Source organism: Escherichia sp. MOD1-EC5950 (assembly GCF_002965345.1).
Classification (GTDB): Bacteria; Pseudomonadota; Gammaproteobacteria; order Enterobacterales; family Enterobacteriaceae; genus Escherichia; species Escherichia marmotae.
In genome coordinates this window covers 1-23,137 of sequence record NZ_PTSR01000034.1, presented here as the reverse complement: position 1 = coordinate 23,137, position 23,137 = coordinate 1, and the positions used below count along the sequence as shown (strand labels likewise).

General features: G+C 52.8%; 25 protein-coding genes. 17 read left to right on the top strand and 8 right to left on the bottom strand.

What is annotated here, in order from left to right:
* The first annotated feature begins 37 nt into the window (after window positions 1-37).
* From flgA to BEA93_RS21240, 10 genes are all read left to right on the top strand, one after another.
* Window positions 38-775, top strand: coding sequence for a flagellar basal body P-ring formation chaperone FlgA (gene flgA, locus BEA93_RS21285; protein WP_105225089.1), 738 nt, complete (start codon window positions 38-40; stop codon window positions 773-775).
* Between the two features lie 80 nt (window positions 776-855).
* Entirely contained in the window at window positions 856-1,134 is a 279-nt protein-coding gene (flgM, locus tag BEA93_RS21280; RefSeq protein ID WP_105225088.1) for a flagellar biosynthesis anti-sigma factor FlgM, read from the top strand.
* A gap of 12 nt (window positions 1,135-1,146) precedes the next feature.
* Window positions 1,147-1,575 carry a flagellar protein FlgN gene (locus tag BEA93_RS21275; RefSeq protein WP_038355513.1) on the top strand — a complete coding sequence of 143 codons (429 nt, stop codon included), beginning with the start codon at window positions 1,147-1,149 and terminating at the stop codon, window positions 1,573-1,575.
* Between the two features lie 127 nt (window positions 1,576-1,702).
* A complete protein-coding gene (locus tag BEA93_RS21270; RefSeq protein WP_123057427.1) occupies window positions 1,703-2,635 on the top strand; it encodes a lysine-N-methylase in 933 nt (310 codons plus the stop codon).
* 48 nt (window positions 2,636-2,683) lie between these two features.
* Window positions 2,684-5,122 (top strand): glycosyltransferase, encoded by a 2,439-nt coding sequence (locus BEA93_RS21265; protein WP_105225086.1) that lies wholly within the window; start codon window positions 2,684-2,686, stop codon window positions 5,120-5,122.
* Window positions 5,123-5,643: 521 nt separating this feature from the next.
* Window positions 5,644-6,024 carry a hypothetical protein gene (locus BEA93_RS21260; RefSeq protein ID WP_228929296.1) on the top strand — a complete coding sequence of 127 codons (381 nt, stop codon included), beginning with the start codon at window positions 5,644-5,646 and terminating at the stop codon, window positions 6,022-6,024.
* 96 nt (window positions 6,025-6,120) lie between these two features.
* On the top strand, window positions 6,121-6,516 hold the full coding sequence (locus tag BEA93_RS21255) for a lysozyme inhibitor LprI family protein (protein ID WP_105225085.1): 396 nt from the start codon (window positions 6,121-6,123) through the stop codon (window positions 6,514-6,516).
* Between the two features lie 25 nt (window positions 6,517-6,541).
* On the top strand, window positions 6,542-7,015 hold the full coding sequence (locus tag BEA93_RS21250) for an adhesin (protein ID WP_105225084.1): 474 nt from the start codon (window positions 6,542-6,544) through the stop codon (window positions 7,013-7,015).
* A gap of 270 nt (window positions 7,016-7,285) precedes the next feature.
* Window positions 7,286-7,786, top strand: a complete 501-nt coding sequence (locus BEA93_RS21245; RefSeq protein ID WP_236942072.1) for a hypothetical protein — start codon at window positions 7,286-7,288, stop codon at window positions 7,784-7,786.
* A gap of 115 nt (window positions 7,787-7,901) precedes the next feature.
* The gene (locus tag BEA93_RS21240) at window positions 7,902-8,546 is read left to right on the top strand and encodes a hypothetical protein (RefSeq protein WP_233476871.1); all 645 of its coding nucleotides are present in this window, start codon (window positions 7,902-7,904) and stop codon (window positions 8,544-8,546) included.
* An 11-nt stretch (window positions 8,547-8,557) separates the two neighbouring features.
* Here the strand turns inward: BEA93_RS21240 and BEA93_RS21235 are convergent, their stop codons facing one another.
* Genes BEA93_RS21235 through BEA93_RS21200 form a run of 8 tightly spaced genes read right to left on the bottom strand, consistent with a single transcriptional unit; the run spans window position 8,558 to window position 15,415 of the window.
* A complete protein-coding gene (locus BEA93_RS21235; protein ID WP_105225083.1) occupies window positions 8,558-8,950 on the bottom strand; it encodes an adenylyltransferase/cytidyltransferase family protein in 393 nt (130 codons plus the stop codon).
* A 2-nt stretch (window positions 8,951-8,952) separates the two neighbouring features.
* Window positions 8,953-9,387: a flagellar export protein FliJ gene (fliJ, locus tag BEA93_RS21230; protein ID WP_105225082.1), complete on the bottom strand. Its 435-nt coding sequence runs from the start codon at window positions 9,385-9,387 to the stop codon at window positions 8,953-8,955.
* A gap of 2 nt (window positions 9,388-9,389) precedes the next feature.
* Complete coding sequence (gene fliI / locus BEA93_RS21225) at window positions 9,390-10,727, bottom strand: flagellar protein export ATPase FliI (protein WP_001279404.1); 1,338 nt, start codon at window positions 10,725-10,727, stop codon at window positions 9,390-9,392.
* Window positions 10,720-11,430, bottom strand: a complete 711-nt coding sequence (fliH, locus tag BEA93_RS21220) for a flagellar assembly protein FliH (RefSeq protein ID WP_105225081.1) — start codon at window positions 11,428-11,430, stop codon at window positions 10,720-10,722. The genes fliI and fliH overlap by 8 nt, the downstream gene beginning before the upstream one ends.
* Window positions 11,431-11,433: 3 nt before the next feature.
* Window positions 11,434-12,444, bottom strand: a complete 1,011-nt coding sequence (locus BEA93_RS21215) for a flagellar motor switch protein FliG (RefSeq protein ID WP_038355518.1) — start codon at window positions 12,442-12,444, stop codon at window positions 11,434-11,436.
* Window positions 12,422-14,068: a flagellar basal-body MS-ring/collar protein FliF gene (fliF, locus tag BEA93_RS21210; protein ID WP_105225080.1), complete on the bottom strand. Its 1,647-nt coding sequence runs from the start codon at window positions 14,066-14,068 to the stop codon at window positions 12,422-12,424. The genes BEA93_RS21215 and fliF overlap by 23 nt, the downstream gene beginning before the upstream one ends.
* 4 nt (window positions 14,069-14,072) lie before the next feature.
* A complete protein-coding gene (locus BEA93_RS21205) occupies window positions 14,073-14,414 on the bottom strand; it encodes a flagellar hook-basal body complex protein FliE (RefSeq protein WP_038355520.1) in 342 nt (113 codons plus the stop codon).
* A 14-nt stretch (window positions 14,415-14,428) separates the two neighbouring features.
* Window positions 14,429-15,415 (bottom strand): sigma-54 interaction domain-containing protein, encoded by a 987-nt coding sequence (locus tag BEA93_RS21200; RefSeq protein ID WP_105225079.1) that lies wholly within the window; start codon window positions 15,413-15,415, stop codon window positions 14,429-14,431.
* Window positions 15,416-16,325: 910 nt separating this feature from the next.
* On the opposite strand from BEA93_RS21200, the gene BEA93_RS21195 reads away from it, so the two are divergent.
* From BEA93_RS21195 to flhA, 7 genes are read left to right on the top strand one after another with little or no spacing between them, the layout of a single operon-like run.
* The gene (locus BEA93_RS21195) at window positions 16,326-17,177 is read left to right on the top strand and encodes a FliM/FliN family flagellar motor switch protein (protein ID WP_105225173.1); all 852 of its coding nucleotides are present in this window, start codon (window positions 16,326-16,328) and stop codon (window positions 17,175-17,177) included.
* Window positions 17,170-17,541 (top strand): FliM/FliN family flagellar motor switch protein, encoded by a 372-nt coding sequence (locus BEA93_RS21190; protein WP_038355523.1) that lies wholly within the window; start codon window positions 17,170-17,172, stop codon window positions 17,539-17,541. Before BEA93_RS21195 ends, BEA93_RS21190 begins: the two co-directional genes overlap by 8 nt.
* A complete protein-coding gene (gene fliP, locus BEA93_RS21185) occupies window positions 17,538-18,290 on the top strand; it encodes a flagellar type III secretion system pore protein FliP (protein WP_105225172.1) in 753 nt (250 codons plus the stop codon). The genes BEA93_RS21190 and fliP overlap by 4 nt, the downstream gene beginning before the upstream one ends.
* 2 nt (window positions 18,291-18,292) lie before the next feature.
* Entirely contained in the window at window positions 18,293-18,565 is a 273-nt protein-coding gene (locus BEA93_RS21180) for a flagellar biosynthetic protein FliQ (RefSeq protein ID WP_000958541.1), read from the top strand.
* Window position 18,566: 1 nt separating this feature from the next.
* Window positions 18,567-19,349: a flagellar biosynthetic protein FliR gene (gene fliR, locus BEA93_RS21175; protein ID WP_038355525.1), complete on the top strand. Its 783-nt coding sequence runs from the start codon at window positions 18,567-18,569 to the stop codon at window positions 19,347-19,349.
* Window positions 19,339-20,478 carry a flagellar type III secretion system protein FlhB gene (gene flhB / locus BEA93_RS21170; protein WP_105225171.1) on the top strand — a complete coding sequence of 380 codons (1,140 nt, stop codon included), beginning with the start codon at window positions 19,339-19,341 and terminating at the stop codon, window positions 20,476-20,478. Before fliR ends, flhB begins: the two co-directional genes overlap by 11 nt.
* Window positions 20,462-22,555: a flagellar biosynthesis protein FlhA gene (flhA, locus tag BEA93_RS21165; protein WP_105225170.1), complete on the top strand. Its 2,094-nt coding sequence runs from the start codon at window positions 20,462-20,464 to the stop codon at window positions 22,553-22,555. Before flhB ends, flhA begins: the two co-directional genes overlap by 17 nt.
* Window positions 22,556-23,137: the final 582 nt, after the last annotated feature.

The following is a 23,137-nucleotide window of genomic DNA, read 5'->3' as shown; positions in this document are numbered from 1 at the left end:
CCGTGCCATTTTTTAAGTGACTGAAGAGAAAGGGTTTATGAGTTTTCAATTTTGCGGGCGGAAGATGTTCTTCCTCCTGACGCTGGCCTTACCGGGCTACGCCGCCGTCCATCCCGTGCAACATAGCCCGCGGGAACAAGTCAACGCTCAGGTACTGAACGCCGCCAGCCAGCAGATTGAATCACTGGCGCAACAGCGGCAGTGGCATGACTATCGCTACACCTTTAACGTCTACATTCCCTCGCAGATTGCGACCGCCACGCCCTGTGCTACGACACCTGGCGTCACACTGACTTCGCCTGCAGACATCGCCCTCAACCGGATGAACTTCACCGTCAGTTGCCCACAAAACTGGCAGATGAACGTGGCGGTACGCCCGGATGTGCGGGTGCCGGTGGTGATGGCAAAGTCAGTGATTGCCCGCGACACGCCGCTTACGGCAAATGATGTGGAGTTGAAGCCCTACAACGTCAGCGCCCAGCGGCGGGATGTGTTGATGGAGCTCAATGACGCAATTGGTTTAAGCAGTAAGCACGCGCTGCAACCGGGTAAACCGCTCACCAAAGAAGAGCTGGTTTCTCCAGTGCTGGTCGAGCGCGATCAGCCGGTGATGATTGTTTACCAGAGCGCGGGGATCACCGCCTCAATGCCCGGCGTGGCGCTGAAAAATGGCCGCAAAGGCGAGATGGTGAAAGTGCGCAATGCCAACAGCCAGCGGGTCATCAGCGCGAGGGTGGCGGAAAGCGGTGTGGTGACGACGGTAAGCGCGGAGTAATTTGCGCAGGCGATTAAAGTTTTGCCGCCTGTTAACCGCTTTACCAGAGTACCCCCCCCAAATACCAAGACGAGGTTACGATGAAAATCTCCCCGACGATGCCAGGCAATCGCCCGACAGCAACGTCTGCTGGCTCCAGCCAGCCGCGCAAAAGCACGGCAACCACCACCACGACGCTAAACGCCGACGACATTACCCAGGCGGGATTGCAGTCTGCCCAGCAAACGCTGAACGACCAGAACGAAAGCGATATCGACAGCGACAAAGTGGCGCAAATGCAGGCGATGCTGGCCTCCGGCAGCCTGCAAGTGGACACCGAACAGTTAGCCAGCGACATGCTGAGTTTTTTCCAGAACTAAGAGGCCGATGAAGTGAGTATCCGGTTACAACAGGTAAAAGCGCTGCTGCAGGGCATTCGCGACGACGACGCGCGGTATGATTGCCTGCGCGAACTGCTTCAGCGTCAGCGGATCTGCATGATTCGCCGCGCCAGCGAAGAGTTGCTGGCGGTAAACGATGAGATAACCCATCACTATGAGCAGTTACACAGCCATAGCCATCAGCGGCACTGCCTGCTGCAACTGCTGGGTGTCAGCGTCAATAGTGACGGTCTGGCGCAGGTTTTTGCCTGGCTTCCGGCGGTTCAAAAAGCGGCTGCACAGCAGTTGTGGCAACGCCTTGAGCAAAAGGCGGAACGCTGTAAAAGCTATAACGATAAAAACGGCGAGCTGTTAATTCGCCAGTATGAATTTATTCAGGCTTTTTTAGGTAGCGAAGCGGATTTTCTCTATCAGGGATAACGGCAATACCTTCCCCCATTGCGGAAACGGATTTTCCGCCAGATCCCCAATCCTCTGTTTTTGAATAAAAAAATTCCCGGCACGTTTATTGCACATCCTGCAAAGTAATAAAGACTGGAAGCCACCTATGAGTTTTATTGAATGTTATGAACCGGAGTATGTACGCAATTTTTTGGCGTGCCATCCCGCTTCGCCTTTATACGTCCGTAAGGTCTGGAAGAATGAGATTCGCCAGAGTCTGGCATTAACCGATATTGCCAGTTGTGAAGCGGTACTCAACGACTCCAGCGCCTTTGAATTACAGCTCACCTACCGCTCTGTGGAAGAAAGTGCCGCGGAGCTATCCGCGCGTGATGCGATAGTAAACCAGGTAATTTTAAGCACCCTTGCGCTGGCCGATTTAACACCAGAGCTTTCACTGTATGCCGTCGGGCTCCTGCTCTCCCGCGCCAGTAAAATGCCAGGCAGAGACGGCGACACGCTTGCCCGTTTGACGACGCTGCCGCAGGCGCTGGCCGACCATGCGCAAAAAGGTACGTTGCAGGCACAATTTGCCCGGCTACCATCAGTGCCACACATCGCGCGCCAACTGGTGACGCTGCTCGGTAATTTTGCTTTTGACTGGTCGATTCTACCGGAAAGCCCGCGCAAAGCCTCGCTGCCGTTGCAGGTGACTTTGCTGACGTTGCATGACGCCAACAGCGAAGCTCTGTTGCAACAGCAGTTACAGGCGCAGTGGCAAACCACCTGTCAGCAATATTTCACAGCTTCGCCCTGGATTTTGCGTAATTACCTGATCTACCGGGTTTACCACGATGCGATTGGCCAGGCTGACGGGGCGGATTATTTCCCGCTGGTGTGCGATTTTTATCTCATCCGCACGTTAATCAGTTTGTGGACGCTGGATGGTTCACCGTTGCGGCAGGAGGATATTTTCGCCCTCTTCGCGGTATTTGAACGCTGGCGAGCCAGCGAAAATGCGCTGCTGATTCGCCAACAAATTCAGGCTGAATGTTATGCAGATCCGCTGCTTTATGCGTTTTCACTGCTACCTTGCTAACGCTTTCAGGCCGGTTTTTCCCGGCCTTATCTACTTTGTAAACATATCATGCAAACCATCATCAAAACGCTCGCCACTCACCGCGAAAAACCATTTGTCAGCGTCGTTACGCCAACCTGGAACCGTGGCGCATTTCTGCCGTACCTGATTTACATGTACCGCTATCAGGATTACCCGGCAGACCGCCGCGAACTGGTCATCCTCGACGACTCCCCGCAAAGCCATCAACACATCATTGACCGCCTGACCAATGGTAAGCCGGACGCCTTCAACATTCGCTACATCCATCACCCGGAAAAACTGCCGCTGGGCAAAAAACGTAACATGCTCAACGCACTGGCGAACGGCGAATACATCCTCTGCATGGACGATGACGACTACTACCCGGCAGATAAAATCTCCTGGACTATCGCCATGATGCAAAAACATCGGGCGCTCATCTCCGGCTCCGACCAGATCCCTATCTGGTACAGCCATATCAACCGCATTTTCAAAAGCCGCAGCTTTGGCCCACATAACATCCTCAACGGCACCTTTTGCTATCACCGTAACTACCTGAAAAAGCACCGTTACAACGATGATTGCAATTTAGGCGAAGAGAAAAGTTTCACCAACAACTTCAGCGTAAACCCGCTACAACTGCCCGGCGAGCGCACCATTCTGTGTATCTCGCACAGCCACAACACCTTTGATAAAGACTTTATTCTCGCAGCCAGCACGCCGGTAAACGCGTTGCTTACGGATATCATCAGCGATCCGCTGTTACGCAATGCTTATATGAGTCTGCATAACGCCACTCATCATCAGGCGATCAACCATAAGGCTGTCGATCAGATCGTTCTGCTGAATCTGGATAAACGCCCGGATCGCATACAGCAGATCCATGAAGAACTGGCACTGCTGCATATTCCGCCCTCGAAGATCACCCGTCTTGCCGCCTGTGAAGATGAAAACGGTCAACGGGGCCGCTTTCAGTCACACTTGCAGGCGCTGCGCCTGGCGCAACAGCATGGCTGGCAAAACTACCTGCTGCTGGAAGATGACGCGGTTATTCTCAAGCAGGAGAAACATATTCAGGTGCTGAACACCCTGCTCGGGAGCCTTGGGAAAATCCCCTGGCAGGTGATGATCCTTGGCGGTGAGATTTCGCAAGGAACGATGCTAAAAAGTTTGCCTGGGCTGGTACACGCGCGGGACTGCCGCAAAGTGTGTGCTTATCTGGTGAACAGCCGTTACTACCCGCAACTGGCGCAGCAGATGAGCAACGATGAGCACTCGCTGGAAGCCTGCTGGCAGCCGATGCTACGCGCCGACAAATGGCTGGCCTGTTATCCGAGTATTTGTTATCAGCGACCGGGCTTTAGTGATATCGAGCAAAAAGTGACTGATAACATTAGTCACTATTTCAATAAATTGCCCGTAGCCACAAAGCCATCCGCGTTACCCATTGCCGACACCATTGGCTTTTTTATGGAAACCTCCTTCCACTACGCGCTCTACCGCCCAATCATCACTGCCCTGCAGGCGCTGGGGCAGAGTTGCACGCTGGTGATCAACGACCGCGTGTTTAAACCGTTTCTTGATGAAATGCTGGAGACGCTAAAAAACATCGACGATCCGCAGCTTAAAGGTATGCGCTTGTCTGAAATGCAGGCACACGGTCAGCGAGTGAAATGCCTGGTCAGCCCCTACCACACGCCCGCGCTCAATGGCCTGGCAGCGGTGAACGTCCGCGCTATGTACGGCTTAGCCAAAGAAACCTGGAATCACGCCGACTGGAACGGTTTTTATCAGCGCATTTTGTGTTACAGCCACTACAGCCAGCGGGCGCTGGAACATTTCGGCAATGCAAAAGTGGTTGGCAACCCGCGCTTCGACGCCTGGCATAACGGCACGTTCGACCGCACGTTGCCGGAAAATATCCAACCCGATTTTCGTAAACCTACGCTGCTCTACGCCCCAACGTTTGGCGCATTAAGCTCCCTGCCCCACTGGGCTGAAAAATTAGGGCGCTTAAGTGGCGATGTGAATTTGATTTGCAAACTGCACCACGGCACCTGCTCGCGCCCGGAAGAAGCGGCGTCGCTGGCACTGGCGCGCAGGCATTTAAAACAGCGCACCAACTCTGCCCGCCACACGCTGGCACTGTTGGCAAAGGCCGATTACGTGCTCACCGATAACAGCGGCTTTATTTTCGATGCTATCCACGTTGATAAGCGGGTGATCCTGCTCGACTTTCCGGGCATGACGGAACTGCTCGACGGCGAGAAAAGCTACTCCACACCGGAGAGTGCAGACCAGCGAATCCGCGAAGTATTGCCGGTGGCTCATGACATGGCAGAGCTGCGTTACTTATTGTCAGAAGCGTTTGACTGGGGTGCGGTGCAGGCGGGGCTTACGGAGATTCGCCATCACTATTGCGATGCGTTTATGGATGGCAAGGCCGGAGAACGGGCGGCACAGGTGATTGTGGAGGCGCTGGGCTAAACCGCGCAAGTGCCTGATGCGCTTCGCTTATCAGGCCTACGCCCCCTGCAATATAGTGAATTCGTGAGGATTTGTAGGCCGGATAAGGCGTTTACGCCGCATCCGGCACGAACAGCGCACTTATCTACCCTCTGATTTCATACCTACATCTTTAAGACTGGTGAATCGGTAAAAGTTGCACATTTTGGAGCCTGGGAATAGTTGTCTTTATGAATTCCGAAAAGCGCCCAACTTCCTTCTATAACCATTCTTTTTTACCTGTATTGGCAGCAACATACCTCACCCGTGATTTATCTGTAGTACTTCGCAGGTATCAACTATAACTTCATGCCTGTAAACGACTAAAACGGGAGGGCGGTAGCGTTTCTGATGTGATATGAACCCATTTTGCTAATCTATTAGTTGCCTGGATGCCCTGGGCCTCAAAAATATAGCCATAAGATAGATTTTTTGATGGAACCCGGAGTAAAGGAGTGGGAAACAAAATGATAGTTCAGGTGATGCATAAGAGGATTGGATAAATGGAAAAAGAAAAAATTATAGAGAAAAAACAATGGAATGGGATCCCCCCCGAATACACGGACAGATGGAGGGAAATTTATAATAATGTTGCTCCTGGAGAAGGGATGCATTTATCAACTGCTTGTCCAGTATGTGGTGATACGGAATTATATCGCTATTATTCTCTGGTAAAAACGCAACCACGCTTAATAGGAGGAATTATGTATAAAGGACCTGGAAGTTATTGGGAATGGTGTGATTCTTGTCGTTCCTATGAACATATGTCAGGATATGTACCAATATCCTGGGCTGTTGAGTTATCAGAAATAGATCATTCAAAATTAACCGCCATTCCAGATATAATTGATATTGCAAGACGTAAAAATCAACACTTCTCTTAAATATTATCTGAATACAGTTCTTCAAAATTCTACTCTGGTAGCGAGTTCAGGCTCCCCCTTGTCAACAAACACAGAATCACTCAAGAAAAATAACACATGAATCATACAAAAATAGTATCATCTCTCTTTGTTTTCATTCCTTTCGTACTACATGCAAGCGCTCCATGCTCCGACATACAATTATCTTCACAAGTTTTTCTCTGTTCTAAAGTGACATTTGAACACAGTGATAGTGAGCTGAATAATACTTACAAAAATCTTTTATCCATGATTCGTAAGGAATACAGTGCACAGCCAGATTTAGGTGTTGAGCATATTGAAAAAATAAAATCATCCCAAAGAGCATGGCTAAAATTTCGAGACAAAAATTGTGTAGCTTACTCATTCCAGAACGATGAAAAATCTCAAGCGTATGAGACGGCAATGTATTCTTGTAAAAATGACATGACACGTAAAAGAATTGAAGGGCTTAAAAGCATACTTACACAATAATGAATATATCCACAGGAACATTATCATGAGAAAAATAATATTTATACTCACACTAGTATCTAACTGCGTTACTGTTTGTGCAGCAACCGAATCAAACTGGCTTTCATCAGACTATGTTGTCATGACCAGTTTTCACGTTGAAGAAGTCACCAATCTAGCACATCCTGTTTGTACGTTGAATCTGGAAAGCAATAAGGATAAAGATAGTTATAACTATGTTGAAGGTGGAATTTGTCCCGCAGGCAAACCTACAGGAAAAGAAACCTGCGCGTACTCTGCGATCATCGAATTAAATCATAAGATTATTATCGCAAAGCAAGTATCATCAGGTAAAGATACGGCTATCTTTAAGAACAAAGATGTAACTATCATCACAAGAAAAATGTCAATTAACTCAGAAACCATAGATGATGAAGGCGAAGATGTTAAATACAGCATTACCATCAAGACAAAAGGCAATGAAAATACAATGAATATGTTTGGGTACTGTGGTATTTAAAATAGGTGAGAATACATAGCCAGACATTTATTATTGACAATCAAGATTTACCTCTATAACACGGAATTCTATATAACGTAATTTTTCCACTACATAATTCGTATTATATGTTCAATAACTGAAAGCAACTCTTGTCAATTAATAACTATTTTTGCATAGCTTATACGACAGAAAATTACTGGCGTCAGTCCTTTCGGGTTGCGGGCTTTCGTTATCTTACCCTGACTCTACTTTCAACATGATTAATAAATTCTTTTAGAGATAAAGTAAGTGAGATTAACTTTTATAATATTTTTTTGTTTTTTTATCGAAAATAGTTATGGTAGTGACCATCTTAAGATTATCTCTTTCAATGAAGTTACGTTTGAAGTCCCTGTTAATTGGTTCATTACTAAAAGCAAAGATTGTTTATCTATTAGCAAAGAATATAGAAATACAACTACATATATTAAAGTATGTGAATCCATATCACGTACGGGAAGCGACTTTTTCACAGTGAACAATGAAGGGCGATGGGAGGCGGCAAGCGAAGGCATTCCCGTATTAGCTGACATAAATGTTACGCCAGAATTTGTTGGCATGAGCGCAATTGTTTCATGCCGGATCAATGATGATTCTGGATATCATGTAGATCAATGTTTTCAGGCAGAGATAGCTTTACCAGAAAATCATTTTATTATTTTTACTGGCACAGGAAATTCAACCTTATTTATGATTTACAAGAATATATATGCATCACTTAAAGTAAAAGAACACGTTCTGAGGAGATAGCCCCTTATGATGGGATGACTCTCTTATTCATCTTTTTCAGCTTGCATAGAAAAACAAAAATACTATTTCAGAAACACTTCTGATAATCCATTTATTTTATTGCGTTAGTAAAAACATGAACAAAACATCACTCGCATTACTGTCTCTTATTATTTTTATTACTACTACCAGTACAATTGGTCAGAACAAAGCACTAACGCTACCATTAGATTCTACAAAAATAACACCATTTGCGATTTATTATAAAAACATCACCAACGGAATTACAGAACTCTCCTTATCTGAAAACCAAAAATCCCAAACAACACCTTTCAATCAGCAAGAAATCACCATCCCTGTCAAAGGCGATAATTTCCTCTCTCCCTGGGTTGCTAAAGATACTCGTTTTTACGAATTGGGTCAGTTTGAAGATAAAGATAATATCTTCAGACTTGTTATGTATAACACCATCGGTGAAAGTGACACTTCATTACTCAATATCCAACTGAATAGTTATGACAGAAAAGGCATCCTTTTAGATTCCCTGTTGCTTAGCACCTTCTTTGGTTACGAAGATATCATCCGTTTCTCACACTTTAAAATAAGCCCGGACTATACGATAGCGATAAATAACTATGTTATCCATCCTTACAAACCTGGTGAATATGGGATGACTCCACTCAAGAAGAGTCCACTACCTGAACTATATCTGCAAACAAGCTACAAAATAGTGAAAGGACGCTTTGAGTTAACACGCCGGAAAAAATTTAATACTAACTAAATAGTGATTAATTACCGACCCCTAATCACCTCAATGATCCCCGTCGTCGACACCGACGGCGTGCGGGGGAAATAGACCACCTCACAAATATACGCGAAGCTATCAAACTTCCCTGCCCAGTCGTCGCCCATCACCAAAATATCTGCACTGTGCCCCCGCAGATACTCCGCCTTTTGCTCCAGCGATTCCTCCAGAAATACGCCATCCACGCACGCCAGCCCGGCGATGATCGCCAAGCGGTCATCCTGATGGTAAACCGGTGCCCTGCCCTTTTTGGCGATATTCAAGGCGTCGGACGATACGCCGACCAGCAGCCTTTCGCCCAGCGTGCGGGCGCGTTGTAAAAGGCGCAGATGACCGACATGAAACACATCGAAAGTGCCGAAGGTGATGACCGTTTTCATGGCTACTCCGCTGATTTGCGCCGCAGCCAGCATTGAACTGCAATATCGTCCACCGCTTTTTGCGCTTTCGCGGTGGCGCTTTCTTGTTGCTCGCGGCGTTTGTCGTCCAGCGTCAGGGCTACCACTTTCTCTTCGCAGGCCGCCGCCGTCAGGTTTTTCTGCATTCGCATAGCTTTGATGTTAGCCAGCGTTTTTTCCTGCTCCTGCCAGGCAATCACCTTGCGCAAAGTGCCTTTATAGCCGCTGACGTTTTTCAGCGATTCCACCGACGCCGCCGCGCCCGCAGACGTTTTCTCCACAAGGTAGTCTAATGCTTTGATATTGTTGTCATAGCCCGCGCAAATCTGTTTTTGCTTTGCCAGCTCGACGGTTTTGTCTTTGACCGATTTATCCCGCAGGCGCTGCAACTGCGCCAGGGTGTCGATGATTTGTCGCATAGTTACTGTTCTGCCTTTTTGACACCAGGAAAGAGAATTTGCAGGCGGCTTTGCACCAGTTCGAGGGAGGCGGGTTCGCGCATCTCCTGGCGCAAAAATCGCTCGATTGCAGGGAACATTTTCACCGCTTTGTCGACGCTGGCGTCGGCACCTGCCACGTAGCCGCCGAGCGGGATCAAAGGTTTGATCTCCATATAGGCGGCGTAGTTTTGCTTTAACGCGCGGGCGGATTGCTGATGTTCCAGGCTGGTGACCTGGTTCATGCAGCGGCTGATCGACTGGCCGATATCAATGGCCGGATAGTGCCCCGCTTCCGCCAGTTTACGGGTCAATACGATATGCCCGTCCAGCACCGCGCGGGCGCAGTCAACGATCGGATCTTGCTGGTCGTCGCCTTCCGCCAGCACGGTGTAGATGGCGGTCATCGATCCTGCGCTTTCGCTGTTGCCTGCGCTCTCGACCAGTTTGGGGATCATGCCGAATGCCGATGGCGGATAGCCTTTGGTGGCGGGTGGTTCGCCGAGCGAGAGGGCGATTTCCCGCTGCGCCATCGCGTAGCGGGTCAGGGAATCCACCAGCAGTAAAACGTGATGCCCGCGGTCGCGAAACCAGGCGGCGATGGAGTGGCACAGTTCGGTGGCTTTCAGGCGCATCAGCGGCGATTCATCGGCAGGCGCGACAACAACGATAGACTTTGCCAGCCCGTCCGCGCCCAGTGAGTGGTCGATAAACTCTTTCACTTCGCGCCCACGCTCGCCAATCAACCCCACCACCACAATGTCGGCTTTGGTCTGGCGGGTGATCATTCCCAGCAGCACGCTTTTCCCGACGCCGCTGCCCGCCATCAGCCCGACGCGCTGGCCTTTGCCGATGGTCAGCAGGCCGTTGATCGCTTTCACGCCCACGTCTAACGGTTCGTCCACCGAACGGCGGGTTAAGGGGTTGACCGAGGGCGGCAGCGGCGGCAGAAGGTCGTTGCCGTTCAGGCGACCTTTGCCATCCAGCGGTTCGCCGAGGCCATTCACCACGCGGCCTAACCAGCTTTCGCCTATCAAAATATCGTGGGCTTTTTCTTCCGGGAAGACGCGCGCGCCCGCCATCAGGCCAACCGGCTGTTTAAACGGCATTAAGTAGGTGATGTCGCGATTAAAGCCCACGGCCTGCGCGTCGATAAGCGTGTGATTGGCGCTTTCGATGCGGCACAATTGCCCGGTCATTAGCGGGCAACCGACGCTCTCCAGCAGGATGCCGTTAAGGCGCACCAACCGCCCGGCGACGCGGGCTAATGGAATCGACTCCAGCGAGCGCAGGGCGTTATCGAAAGCGGAAAAATCACTCACTTTGCGACTCCGGCGTGAGTGTTTCTTGCAGCGCCGTCATGCACTGTTCCAGGCGGTGTTCGCAGCCGATATCCAGTTCGGATTTATCGGTGATCACCCGGCATTCCCCCGGCGGCAGATCCGGCGAAGGCATCAGCCCCCATTCGCTGACCTTTTCCGGCACCGCGTCGCGCAGGCGGTTAAACTCTTCCGTGCTCAGCATCACCTGTAATGTTTCCGGCATTGCCGGGAAGGCCGCCAGCGCCTCTTCCACCAGCGCCAGCAACTGCGTGGGTTGCAGCGCCAGTTCACAGCGGATCACCTGGCGGGTGACTTTTTCCACCAGTTGCAGCAAATCTTCCCGCTGTTTACGTTCGATATGGGCGAGGAAGTCGTTCACTTTACCGCTGATGGCTTCCAGCGGCTGCGCCGCCTCCACAAACTGTTTGCGCCCTTCCTGCTGCCCCGCAAGGCTGCCTTCGGTGTAGCCCTGGCGTCGCCCCTCGGCAAAACCTTGCTGATGACCTTCGCTAAAGCCCTGCTCCTGGCCTTCGGTCATTCCCTGCGCAAACCCTTTTTGCAGCCCTTCCTGAAAACCGTCCATCAACTGGCGCTGGTAATCGGCGGCGCTAATGCTGGCGGTGAGCGGTTCTCCGCTCACCGCACGCTGGCGCGGCGGGAAACGGTGCAGACGATAGCGCCCGCGCAGTGTTTCAATGGTCATGGGTTACTCCGCCGTCTGTTCCGCAAAGAGCTGTAGCTGAAACTCTCCAGCCTCTTCCAGTTCACGGGCAATGCCCATGATTTCGCGACGGATCTGTTCGATACGGCTGACCGGCACCGGCCCCAGACGCGCGGTGATCGCTTCCAGTTGCTGCACCTGACGTTTTGGCATTACCGCGTAAATTGAGCGACGCAGCAGGGCTTCGGTGCCTTTCAGCGCCACCGCCCAGTCCTCCATCGGCACTTCATCGAGCAGACGTCGGCGCACCTCTTCGTTCTGGCGGCTGAGGATAAAGAAGTCGTACATCTCATCCTGGAGCTGCTCCAGCACGTTTTCGTCACGCTCGCGCATCTGGTCGAGGATCACCTGCTGGTTGCCCTGGAAGCGGTTGACGATATCCGCCGCCTGTTTAATGCCTTTCACCTTCGAGCCATGTTCCGAAAGCACCGACAAGCCACGTTCGATCAGCCTGTCCAGTTCATCCACCACGTCGCGGTTGACGTCGTTGAGTTTCGCCACCCGGTAGAGAATTTCGTTTTGCACCGATTCGTTGAGATATGAAAGCACCGCTGCCGAGATTTCCGGCGTCAGAAATGCGAGGAACACCGCCTGCAATTGCAGATGTTCTTCGGAGATCAGCATCGCCAACTGGCGCGGTTCCACCCATTGCAGGCGCGCCATCCGCGAGCGGATCTCATCGCCATAGATACCGTTGATCACGCTGCTGGCAATCTCGGTGCCAAGCGCTTTGTTAAGAATGCCCTGCAACATGGCTCGTGATGCACCGTTGATGCCGCTCTGTTCGCGGAACTCATCAAAGAAGTTATTGATCACTTTGCGTGCCATGCTGGTTTTAACGCCAGAAAGCCGCGCCATGTTTTCGCTCAGGCGCACCACTTCTTCGCGGCTAAGCTTTTGCATCACCGTCGCCGCCGCCTCTTCGCCCAGACACAGCAGCAGGATCGCCGCCTGCTCCAGGTAGCTGTTGCTCTTATTTATTGTCAATTCGCTCATTGCTGGTAATCCATTGTCTGAGAACTTCGGCAACGCGATCGGTGTCGCTCATGGCCAGTTTTTGCAGGAACTCGAGTTTCACTTCGAGGCCGGAACTCTGCGGAGGCAGGCTGTCATCACCGGGCAGCGACGGCAGGTCGACGTTTTTGCGTTCTTCTTCCGGCGTGGCGATCCACGGTTCGCTGACGGCTTCCGGTTCTGGTGTGATAACCGGTGCTCGCACCGCCGTCAGGCGTTTCATCAGCGGGCGCACCACGAAGAACAGCAACAACAGCGCCAGCAGACCGCAGCCAATCAGACGCCCCCAGGCCAGCACGCTGTCATCTTTCCACAGCGGGATCACTGGTTCGACCGGCACCGCCTGCGGGACAAAGTTGAGCAGTGAAAGCGTCAGGTTATCCCCACGTTGCGCGTCAATACCGGCGGCATTGTTCAGCAACGCGGTAAGCTGCGTGGTCTGCTCCGGTTTCCAGTTTTTCAGCGCCGGGGCGTTTTGATTGAGTACCACCGCCACGTTAAGGCGTTTCACTGCAAAGCCGGGATGCTGGATATGCTGGACGCTGCGGTCGTAAGAGTAATCGCGCTTGCTTTCGCTGTGTTTGGATAACGCTTCCGGCGAGCGATTTTCTTCCGCGCCGTTGGTCATCTGATTCGCCGCAATCGGCGGACGGTTGCTGAGCGAACCGGGCACGCCCATCGCTACCTGATTGGCGTCGCTGTCCAGCACGCTCTCTTCGCGGTTGATTTTCGGCGCGTCGCCGTAGTGTTCCTGGGTTTCGTCGATGGTGCTGAGATCGAGATCCGGCATCACGCTGACGCGGAAGTTCCCGCTGCCGACCAGCGAATCCAGTACGTTCGCCACGCTGGCACGGGTTTTGTCCTGGATGTCTTTGAGGATCTGATCGTGTTTACGGGTAGCGGCAGAGACCGCCTCGCCTGCACCAATGCCGTCGGTCAGCAGATTTCCCGCCTGATCGACGACGCTAACTTTGCTGGCGTGCAGCCCCGGAATACTGCCGGACACCAGATGCACGATGGCGTTCACCTGGTCCATATTCAGCTTCGCGCCGTAGTGCAGGCGCACCACCACCGAGGCGCTGTTTTGCGGCTCATCGCTGACCACAAACGAGCTTTCTTCGTTGAGCGCCAGATGCACCCGCGCGCTCTCCACCGCATCCAGCGACATAATGCTCTGTGCCAGTTCCCCTTCGAGACTGCGTTTGTAGCGCACGTTCTGCACGAACTGGCTGCTGCCGAGCACTTCGTCTTTGTCCATCAGCTCGTAGCCGCTGGGCAATATCGCCTGCACGCCTTTGGCGGCAAGGGTCATGCGCGTTTTCGACAGTTCATCTTCCGGCACCAGAATCTGCCCGCTCTGCGGGTCGATGCGGTAGCTGAGCTTTTCGCCGTCCAGCACGGTGACAATCTGCGACACGGGCAGATTTTCCTGACGTCCGTAGAGCGAGACGTAGCCGCGATTACCGGTCCACAGCACGCTGACAATAATCGCCGTCACCGCAACGGCAAGCCCCACGCCCGCCATCAACGCCCAGCGTTTGTTATCTGCAAGACGCAGTCGAAACGCCGGAAACGCCTGGGTCAACTTTTTGATCAGTTCATTCATAGTGTTAGATCGACATACTCATCAGATCGTTAAATCCGGTGGCGATTTTGTTGCGCACCTGCACCAGCGCGGAAAAAGAGAGCGACGCCTGCTGGCTGGCGATCATCGCCCCTGCGAGGTCATCACTTTTGCCCGTGTCGACAGCCGTTTGCTGCTGCTCCGCCACCTGCTGGAACTGGTCAACATGACCGAGCGCACCGGACATAATGCGGTTAAACGATACGTCCGGGTCGGTGGAACTGAAGGTCATGGCGGGCAGCACCGGTGCCTGGGCGTTGGCCTGCATCCGCTGCACGTCCTGCATGATTTGCGCCTGCATGGTGCTGTTGATATTAGTAATGCTCATTTTTAACTTCCTGGTCAGGAGAAAACTTCGATACCGTGCTTACGCATAGAGGCCAGTCGATAGCGCAGTGCGCGCGGGGTAATACCTAACAGGTCGGCAATCTTGCTGCGGTTGCCCTGATATTTACGCATCAGCTCAGCGATATATTGATATTGCGCGCTACGTCCGTGCTGGCCTAAATCGCGGGTTTCGGCAATGTGGACGGTGGGCTGAACAGGCCATTGCAGTTCTGTATTTTCGGTTACGTCTGTTTCTGGCAGACCTAGTGCGTCCGGGAAAATCACGCCGTCGCGATTTAAAATCATTCCCCGCTGAATGGCGTTTTCCAGTTGACGAACGTTACCGGGCCAGCGGTAATTCAGCAGCGCGCGGCGGGTGGACTCCGACAGGGTGATATTTTTCACCAGTACCGTGGCGTATTTTTTAATAAATGACTCTGCCAGCGGAATAATATCGTTCAGACGTTCACGTAGCGGCGGCATGGTAATAGGAATGACCGCCAGACGGTAATAGAGATCTTCACGAAAATGCCCGGCAGCGACTTCTTGTTCAAGGTTTTTATTGGTGCAGGCAATCAGGCGAAAATTGAGTTTAATTTGTCGGTTGCTGCCTAATCGCTCAACCTGTTGTTCCTGTAATACGCGTAATATTTTGGCCTGTAGCGCCAGCGGCATTTCACCAATTTCATCGAGTAATAAGGTGCCGTTATTCGCCAGTTCCATTTTTCCTGGCATGCTGGCAATTGCGCCGGTAAATGCGCCTTTGTCGTAGCCAAATAAGGTGGATTCCAGCATATTTTCCGGGATCGCCGCGCAATTCACGCCGATATAGGGCGCGTTTTCATTTTCACCAAAGGCTACGGTGTGAATATATTTCGCCACGCATTCTTTGCCCGCGCCGGTTTCGCCCTGAATCAGGACCGGTACGTTAAAGGTGGCGACACGCTTTGCCAGTGTAAAAGCGTTAATGCTGGAAGCGGCAGTTGCAATAAGTTCAGACATAGGGTGAACGATATAAGTAGCGACAGAAAACAGGATGTTCTGAAGCGTATCACCGGCGGGATTAACAAGTTCGAATTAAACGATAATAAAAATATTATTTGTTGATCAACAATGAGTTACATGTAACACCATGCCTGCACCCGAACGGTAGGCCGGATAAGGCGGTTACGTCGCATCCGGCAGTTGTGCGCCGACGCCTGATGCGACGCTGACGCGTCTTATCAGGCCTACAAGCCCGCGCCCGAACGGTAGGCCGGATAAGGCGGTTACGTCGCATCCGGCAATTGTGCACCGATGCCTGATGCGACGCTACGCGTCTTATCAGGCCTACACAGCCTGCACCCGAACGGTAGACCGGATAAGGCGTTTACGCCGCATCCGGCAGTTGTGCACCGATGCCTGATGCGACGCTACGCGTCTTATCAGGCCTACAAGCCCGCGCCCGAACGGTAGGCCGGATAAGGCGGTTACGCCGCATCCGGCAATTGTGCGCCGACGCCTGATGCGACGCTGCGCGTCTTATCAGGCCTACAAGCCCGCGCCCGAACGGTAGGCCGGATAAGGCGGTTACGCCGCATCCGGCAGTTGTGCACCGATGCCTGATGCGACGCTACGCGTCTTATCAGGCCTACAGCCTGCACCCGAACGGTAGGCCGGATAAGGCGGTTACGCCGCATCCGGCAGTCGTGCACCGACGCCTGATACGACGCTACGCGTCTTATCAGGCCTACAGTTTGTGCAATGTTTTATGACGATGCCTGATATCTCACCTATTAATAATTTAATTATTTTTTCATCCTATTAATAATTTGCCCCTTTCACGCCCCCTCTATTTAATACCTCACCTTGTGTCACTGCCGGAATTGCGTGCACAAAAACGCCCTTACCATTACAGCAGAGAAAGTAAGCCATGCTGAAGTACAGTAAAACGCCAGGCATCTTTAAATTAGAAGGTAATCGGCTCGGACGCCCCTACCATCGCCTGCCGACCCTGTTTACAGGTAATTTTGACGTGATTGATTCACATCTTGGCAGCTACTTTCTTAAAAAGCATCGCAGCAATATCACCTTAAAAAAGATTGGCTGCGAAATGGATATTATAAATAAAAACGCTGAGCTGATGGTTTCCCAGGTCGGGCATCTGGCGTTTGATATTGATCGCTCCTTATTGTTAATGCTGCTGGGCAATTTTTATGGTCTGGAGTCATCTCTCAAAGAGACGAACCCCCATCACGGGCTACCGACTAAAACCGAAACGCGATTAAAAAACCGACTCGCGCTGGATATCTGCACACTGATATTTAATCTGCAAACCTCCGGTATTGCGCTGAAATTAAAACTGGACAGCAGCACGGTAATTACCCACTGGGCGTACCAATTAACCTTTACCCTGGCGGGCGATGAAGAGAGCAGTTTTCGTATTTTGCTCGACGACGCCCACACCGATTTTATTTTAAATCTGATTCGCCACAGCGAGCACAGTAAACCGCAGCAGGTGGCGAAATCCGTTAATAAACCGGCATTGATTAAAGAAATCATCCGCTCCCTGCCGCTGACCCTGAACGTCAAAATTGCCGAGCTGTCGATAAATGTTGCGGATCTCTCGCAAATAAAAGCCGGGGATATTTTACCCATTTCTCTGGGAGAAACATTCCCGGTGGCGATTGGGCAATCTGAATTATTTAGCGCCCTGATTGTGGAAGACAAAGACAAACTGTTTTTGTCGGAGCTGGCAGGCAAAAATGAGAATAGCCATGAGTAAGCAAGAAGATATTTTAGCTGAGGATTTTGGCCTGACCGATGACGTTGCGCCTGTCGTGAAATCCGCTGATGCCGCAACGCGGGTCACCCGCCAGGAAGACCGCTTTTCCGACTCGATGACGCTGCTGAAACGCATTCCGGTGACCTTAACGCTGGAAGTATCGTCGGTGGAAATTATGTTAGCCGACCTGCTTAACATCGACGACGACACGGTGATTGAGCTGGATAAACTCGCCGGGGAGCCGCTGGATATCAAAGTAAACAATATCCTGCTGGGCAAAGCGGAAGTGGTGGTGGTCAACGAGAAGTATGGCCTGCGCGTGCTGGAGTTCAACACCCGCGACATCAACGAACTGGCACCATGAAACGCCGCACTCAACTGACGCTGGGCCTGGCGCTGCTGGCGCTCGCGCCGCTGGCAATCGCCCAGGGGGGCGATATTGCGCTGCTTAACGTGGTCACTCACGGCAACACTCAGGAGTACAGCGTCAAAATTCAGGTGCTGATTCTGATGACCCTCGTCGGTTTGCTGCCGACGATGGTGCTGATGATGACCTGCTTTACGCGCTTTATTATCGTGCTGTCGCTGCTGCGCCAGGCGCTGGGGCTGCAACAAACGCCGCCAAACCGCATTCTGATTGGCATTGCGCTCTCACTCACCATGCTGGTAATGCGGCCTATCTGGCTCAATATTTACGACCACGCGGTGGTGCCGTTTGAAAACGATCAGATTACCCTGACCGATGCCCTAAGCACCGCCGCGACGCCACTGAAACGCTTTATGCTGGCGCAAACCGACAAAAAAGCGATGGCGCAAATCATGACCATCGGCGGCGCAAAGGGCAATGCCGCCGACCAGGATCTCACGATTGTGGTGCCAGCCTATGTGTTGAGCGAGCTGAAAACCGCTTTCCAGATTGGCTTTATGATTTACATCCCATTTCTGGTTATCGACCTGATTGTCGCCAGCGTATTGATGGCGATGGGGATGATGATGCTGTCGCCGCTGATTGTTTCGCTGCCGTTTAAACTGATGCTGTTTGTGCTGATCGACGGCTGGTCGCAGACCATCGGCACGCTCACCACCAGCATTCGCGGGCTGGGGTTGGGCTGATTATGTTGACCGTAGACGTAGCCGCCGACATTGTCGCCAGCGGCATAAAAGTGGTGATTTTACTGGTTTCGGTACTGGTGGTGCCAAGCCTGCTGGTCGGCCTGCTGGTGAGCGTGTTCCAGGCGGTGACGCAGATTAATGAACAGACCCTGAGCTTTTTGCCGAGGCTGATTGTCACGCTGGTGGTGCTGGGGGTGTGCGGCAAATGGATGATTATCCAGTTGCATGATCTGTGCATTCACCTGTTTAGCCAGGCCGCGTTGCTGGTTCATTGAGATGCGCACAAGCGACGTTACACAACTGACGGATCTGGCGCTGGGGCTGTGGTTTCCCTTCGTGCGCATTATGGCGTTTCTGCGCTATGTGCCGGTGCTCGATAACAGCGCCCTGACCATGCGCGTGCGGATTATTTTGTCGCTGGCGCTGGCAATCATCATCACGCCGCTGATCCCGCATCCCATTCCCCATGATTTGCTATCGCTCAACAGTCTGATCCTGACGGTGGAGCAAATTTTATGGGGGATGTTGTTCGGGCTGATGTTTCAGTTTCTGTTTCTCGCGCTGCAACTCGCCGGGCAAATTCTCTCGTTCAATATGGGGATGAGCATGGCGGTGATGAACGACCCGAGCAGCGGCGCATCGACCACTGTGCTGGCGGAGCTTATCAACGTCTACGCGATCCTGCTGTTTTTTGCCATGGATGGGCATCTGCTGCTGGTGAGCGTGCTGTACAAAGGCTTCACCTACTGGCCGATTGGCAACGCACTGCATCCGCAAACCCTGCGCACCATCGCGCTGGCCTTTAGCTGGGTGCTGGCGTCGGCATCGCTGCTGGCGCTGCCGACCACTTTCATCATGCTGATTGTGCAGGGCTGCTTTGGCCTGCTCAACCGCATTGCGCCGCCGCTGAACCTCTTTTCACTCGGCTTTCCCATCAACATGCTGGCGGGGCTGGTCTGTTTTGCCACCCTGCTCTACAACCTGCCGGATCACTATCTGCATCTGGCGAATTTTGTGTTGCAGCAACTCGACGCACTGAAAGGTCACTATGGCGGATAGCAGCAGCGAAGAAAAAACAGAGAAACCCTCGGCGCAAAAGCTGCGTAAAGCGCGCGAAGAGGGGCAACTGCCGCGCTCGAAGGATATGGGGCTGGCGGCGAGCCTGTTTGCGGCGTTTGTGGTGATCTCCAGTAGTTTCCCGTGGTATGCCGATTTTGTGCGCGAGAGTTTTATCAGCGTGCATCAGTATGCGCAGGAGATTAATAACCCGCAGGTGATCGGCCAGTTTCTGCGCCATCACCTGTTAATTCTCGGCAAGTTTATCCTCACCTTGCTGCCGATGCCCGCCGCCGCGCTGCTCTCTTCGCTGGTGCCTGGCGGCTGGCTGTTCTTGCCGAAAAAAATCCTCCCGGACTTCAGCAAAATCAGCCCGTTAAAAGGCATTGGGCGGCTGTTTTCCAGTGAACATCTGGCGGAAACAGGGAAGATGACGGTGAAATCGGTGGTGGTGCTGGTAATGCTGTGGATTAGCCTGCGCAATAACTTTGCCGCCTTTCTCGGCCTGCAGTCGCTGCCGTTCAAACTGGCGATGAATGAGGGTTTATCGCTCTACGCCAGCGTGATGCGCAACTTTGTCATCCTGTTTATTTTCTTTGCGCTGATCGACGTGCCGCTGGCGAAAGCTCTGTTCACCAAAGGGCTGAAGATGACCAAACAGGAGCTAAAAGAAGAGTACAAAAATCAGGAAGGCAAGCCGGAAGTGAAAGCGCGCGTGCGGCGGCTGCAACGGCAACTGGCGATGGGGCAAATCCGCAAAGTGGTGCCGAAAGCCAACGTGGTGATAACCAACCCGACCCACTACGCCGTTGCGTTGCAGTATGACCAGTCGCGCGCCGCCGCGCCGTTTGTGGTGGCGAAAGGCACAGACGAAATCGCGCTCTATATTCGCCAGGTCGCCACCGAACATCAGATTGAAATCGTGGAATTCCCCCGGCTGGCGCGCTCGGTTTATTACACCACCCAGGTTAACCAACAAATTCCGTTTCAGCTTTACCGGGCCATCGCCCACGTTCTGACCTACGTCCTGCAAATGAAACACTGGCGCGACGGCGCACAGCCGCGCCCGGCGCTGAACAGACATATTTCCATTCCCAAAGAGGTGCTTAAACTGGATGGCGAAAACAACTAAATCGTTCCTCACGCTGCTGCGCGGCGGCAATCTCGGCGTGCCGCTGGTGATCCTGTGTATTCTGGCGATGGTTATTTTGCCGCTACCGCCTGCGCTGCTGGATATTCTGTTCACCTTCAACATTGTGCTGGCGGTGATGGTGCTACTGGTGGCGGTGTCGGCAAAAAGACCGCTGGAATTCAGCCTGTTCCCGACCATTTTGCTAATTACCACTTTAATGCGCCTGACGCTCAACGTCGCCTCTACGCGCGTGGTGCTGCTGCACGGGCATCTCGGCGCAGGTGCGGCGGGTAAGGTGATTGAGTCGTTTGGTCAGGTGGTGATTGGCGGCAACTTTGTCGTCGGCTTTGTGGTGTTTATCATCCTGATGATCATCAACTTTATCGTCGTCACCAAAGGAGCCGAGCGTATTTCCGAGGTTTCTGCCCGCTTTACCCTGGACGCGATGCCCGGCAAGCAGATGGCGATTGACGCCGATCTTAACGCCGGATTGATCAACCAGGCACAGGCGCAAACCCGGCGTAAAGACGTTGCCAGCGAGGCCGATTTCTACGGCGCGATGGACGGGGCGTCGAAGTTTGTGCGTGGAGATGCCATCGCTGGGATGATGATTCTGGCGATCAACCTGATCGGCGGTGTCTGTATCGGGATTTTCAAATATAACCTGAGCGCCGATGCCGCTTTCCAGCAGTATGTGCTGATGACCATCGGTGACGGGCTGGTGGCGCAGATCCCTTCCCTGCTGCTCTCCACGGCGGCGGCGATTATCGTCACCCGCGTCAGCGATAACGGCGATATCGCCCATGACGTGCGTAACCAGCTCCTGGCAAGCCCGTCGGTGCTCTACACCGCCACCGGAATTATGTTTGTGCTGGCGGTGGTGCCGGGAATGCCGCACCTGCCGTTCCTGATGTTCAGCGCCCTGCTTGGCTTTACCGGCTGGCGGATGAGCAAACGCCCGCAGGCGGCGGAGGCGGAAGAGAAAAGCCTCGAAACGCTGACCCGCACCATCACCGAAACCAGCGAACAACAGGTCAGTTGGGAGACAATACCGCTGATCGAGCCTATCAGTTTAAGCCTCGGTTACAAACTGGTGGCGCTGGTGGATAAAGCGCAGGGCAACCCGCTCACCCAGCGTATTCGCGGCGTCCGGCAGGTGATTTCCGACGGCAACGGCGTGCTGTTGCCGGAGATCCGCATTCGGGAAAACTTCCGCCTCAAGCCCAGTCAGTACGCCATTTTCATCAACGGCATTAAGGCCGATGAAGCGGATATTCCGGCGGATAAACTGATGGCCCTGCCCTCCAGCGAAACCTACGGCGAGATTGATGGCGTTCTGGGTAACGACCCGGCGTATGGGATGCCGGTGACCTGGATACAGCCTGCGCAGAAGGCGAAGGCGCTAAATATGGGGTATCAGGTGATCGACAGCGCCAGCGTGATTGCCACCCATGTGAACAAGATTGTGCGCAGCTATATTCCTGATTTGTTTAACTATGATGACATCACGCAGTTGCATAACCGCCTGTCGTCGATGGCTCCGCGACTGGCGGAAGATTTGAGCGCGGCGCTGAACTACAGCCAGTTGCTGAAGGTGTACCGGGCTCTGTTGACCGAAGGCGTTTCCCTGCGCGATATCGTCACCATCGCCACCGTGCTGGTCGCCAGTAGCACGGTGACTAAAGATCATATTTTGCTGGCCGCCGATGTGCGCCTGGCGTTGCGGCGCAGTATTACCCATCCGTTCGTTCGCAAGCAGGAGCTGACGGTGTATACGCTGAATAATGAGCTGGAAAATCTGCTGACCAACGTGGTGAATCAGGCGCAACAGGGCGGCAAAGTGATGCTCGACAGCGTGCCGGTTGACCCGAATATGCTCAACCAGTTCCAGAGTACGATGCCGCAGGTGAAGGAACAGATGAAAGCGGCGGGGAAAGACCCGGTACTGCTGGTGCCGCCGCAGTTACGCCCTTTGCTGGCGCGCTACGCAAGGTTGTTTGCGCCGGGGCTGCATGTGCTGTCGTATAACGAAGTGCCGGATGAGCTGGAGTTGAAGATTATGGGGGCGTTGATGTAAGAATCCGGCATCGGTGCATATTGCCGGATGCGGCGTGAACGCCTTATCCGGCCTACCGTTAAGGCACAAATTTGTAGGCCGGATAAGCGTAAGCGCATCCGGCATCGGTGCACAATTGCCGGATGCGGCGTGAACGCCTTATCCGGCCTACCGTTAAGGCACAAATTTGTAGGCCGGATAAGCATAAGCGCATCCGGCATCGGTGCATATTGCCGGATGCGGCGTGAACGCCTTATCCGGCCTACGGTTAAAGCACGATTTGTAGGCCGGATAAGCGTAAGCGCATCCGGCATCGGTGCACAATTGCCGGATGCGGCGTGAACGCCTTATCCGGCCTACCGTTAAGGCACAAATTTGTAGGCCGGATAAGCATAAGCGCATCCGGCATCGGTGCATATTGCCGGATGCGGCGTGAACGCCTTATCCGGCCTACGGTTAAAGCACGATTTGTAGGCCGGATAAGCGTAAGCGCATCCGGCATCGGTGCACAATTGCCGGATGCGGCGTGAACGCCTTATCCGGCCTACCGTTAAGGCACAAATTTGTAGGCCGGATAAGCGTAAGCGCATCCGGCATCGGTGC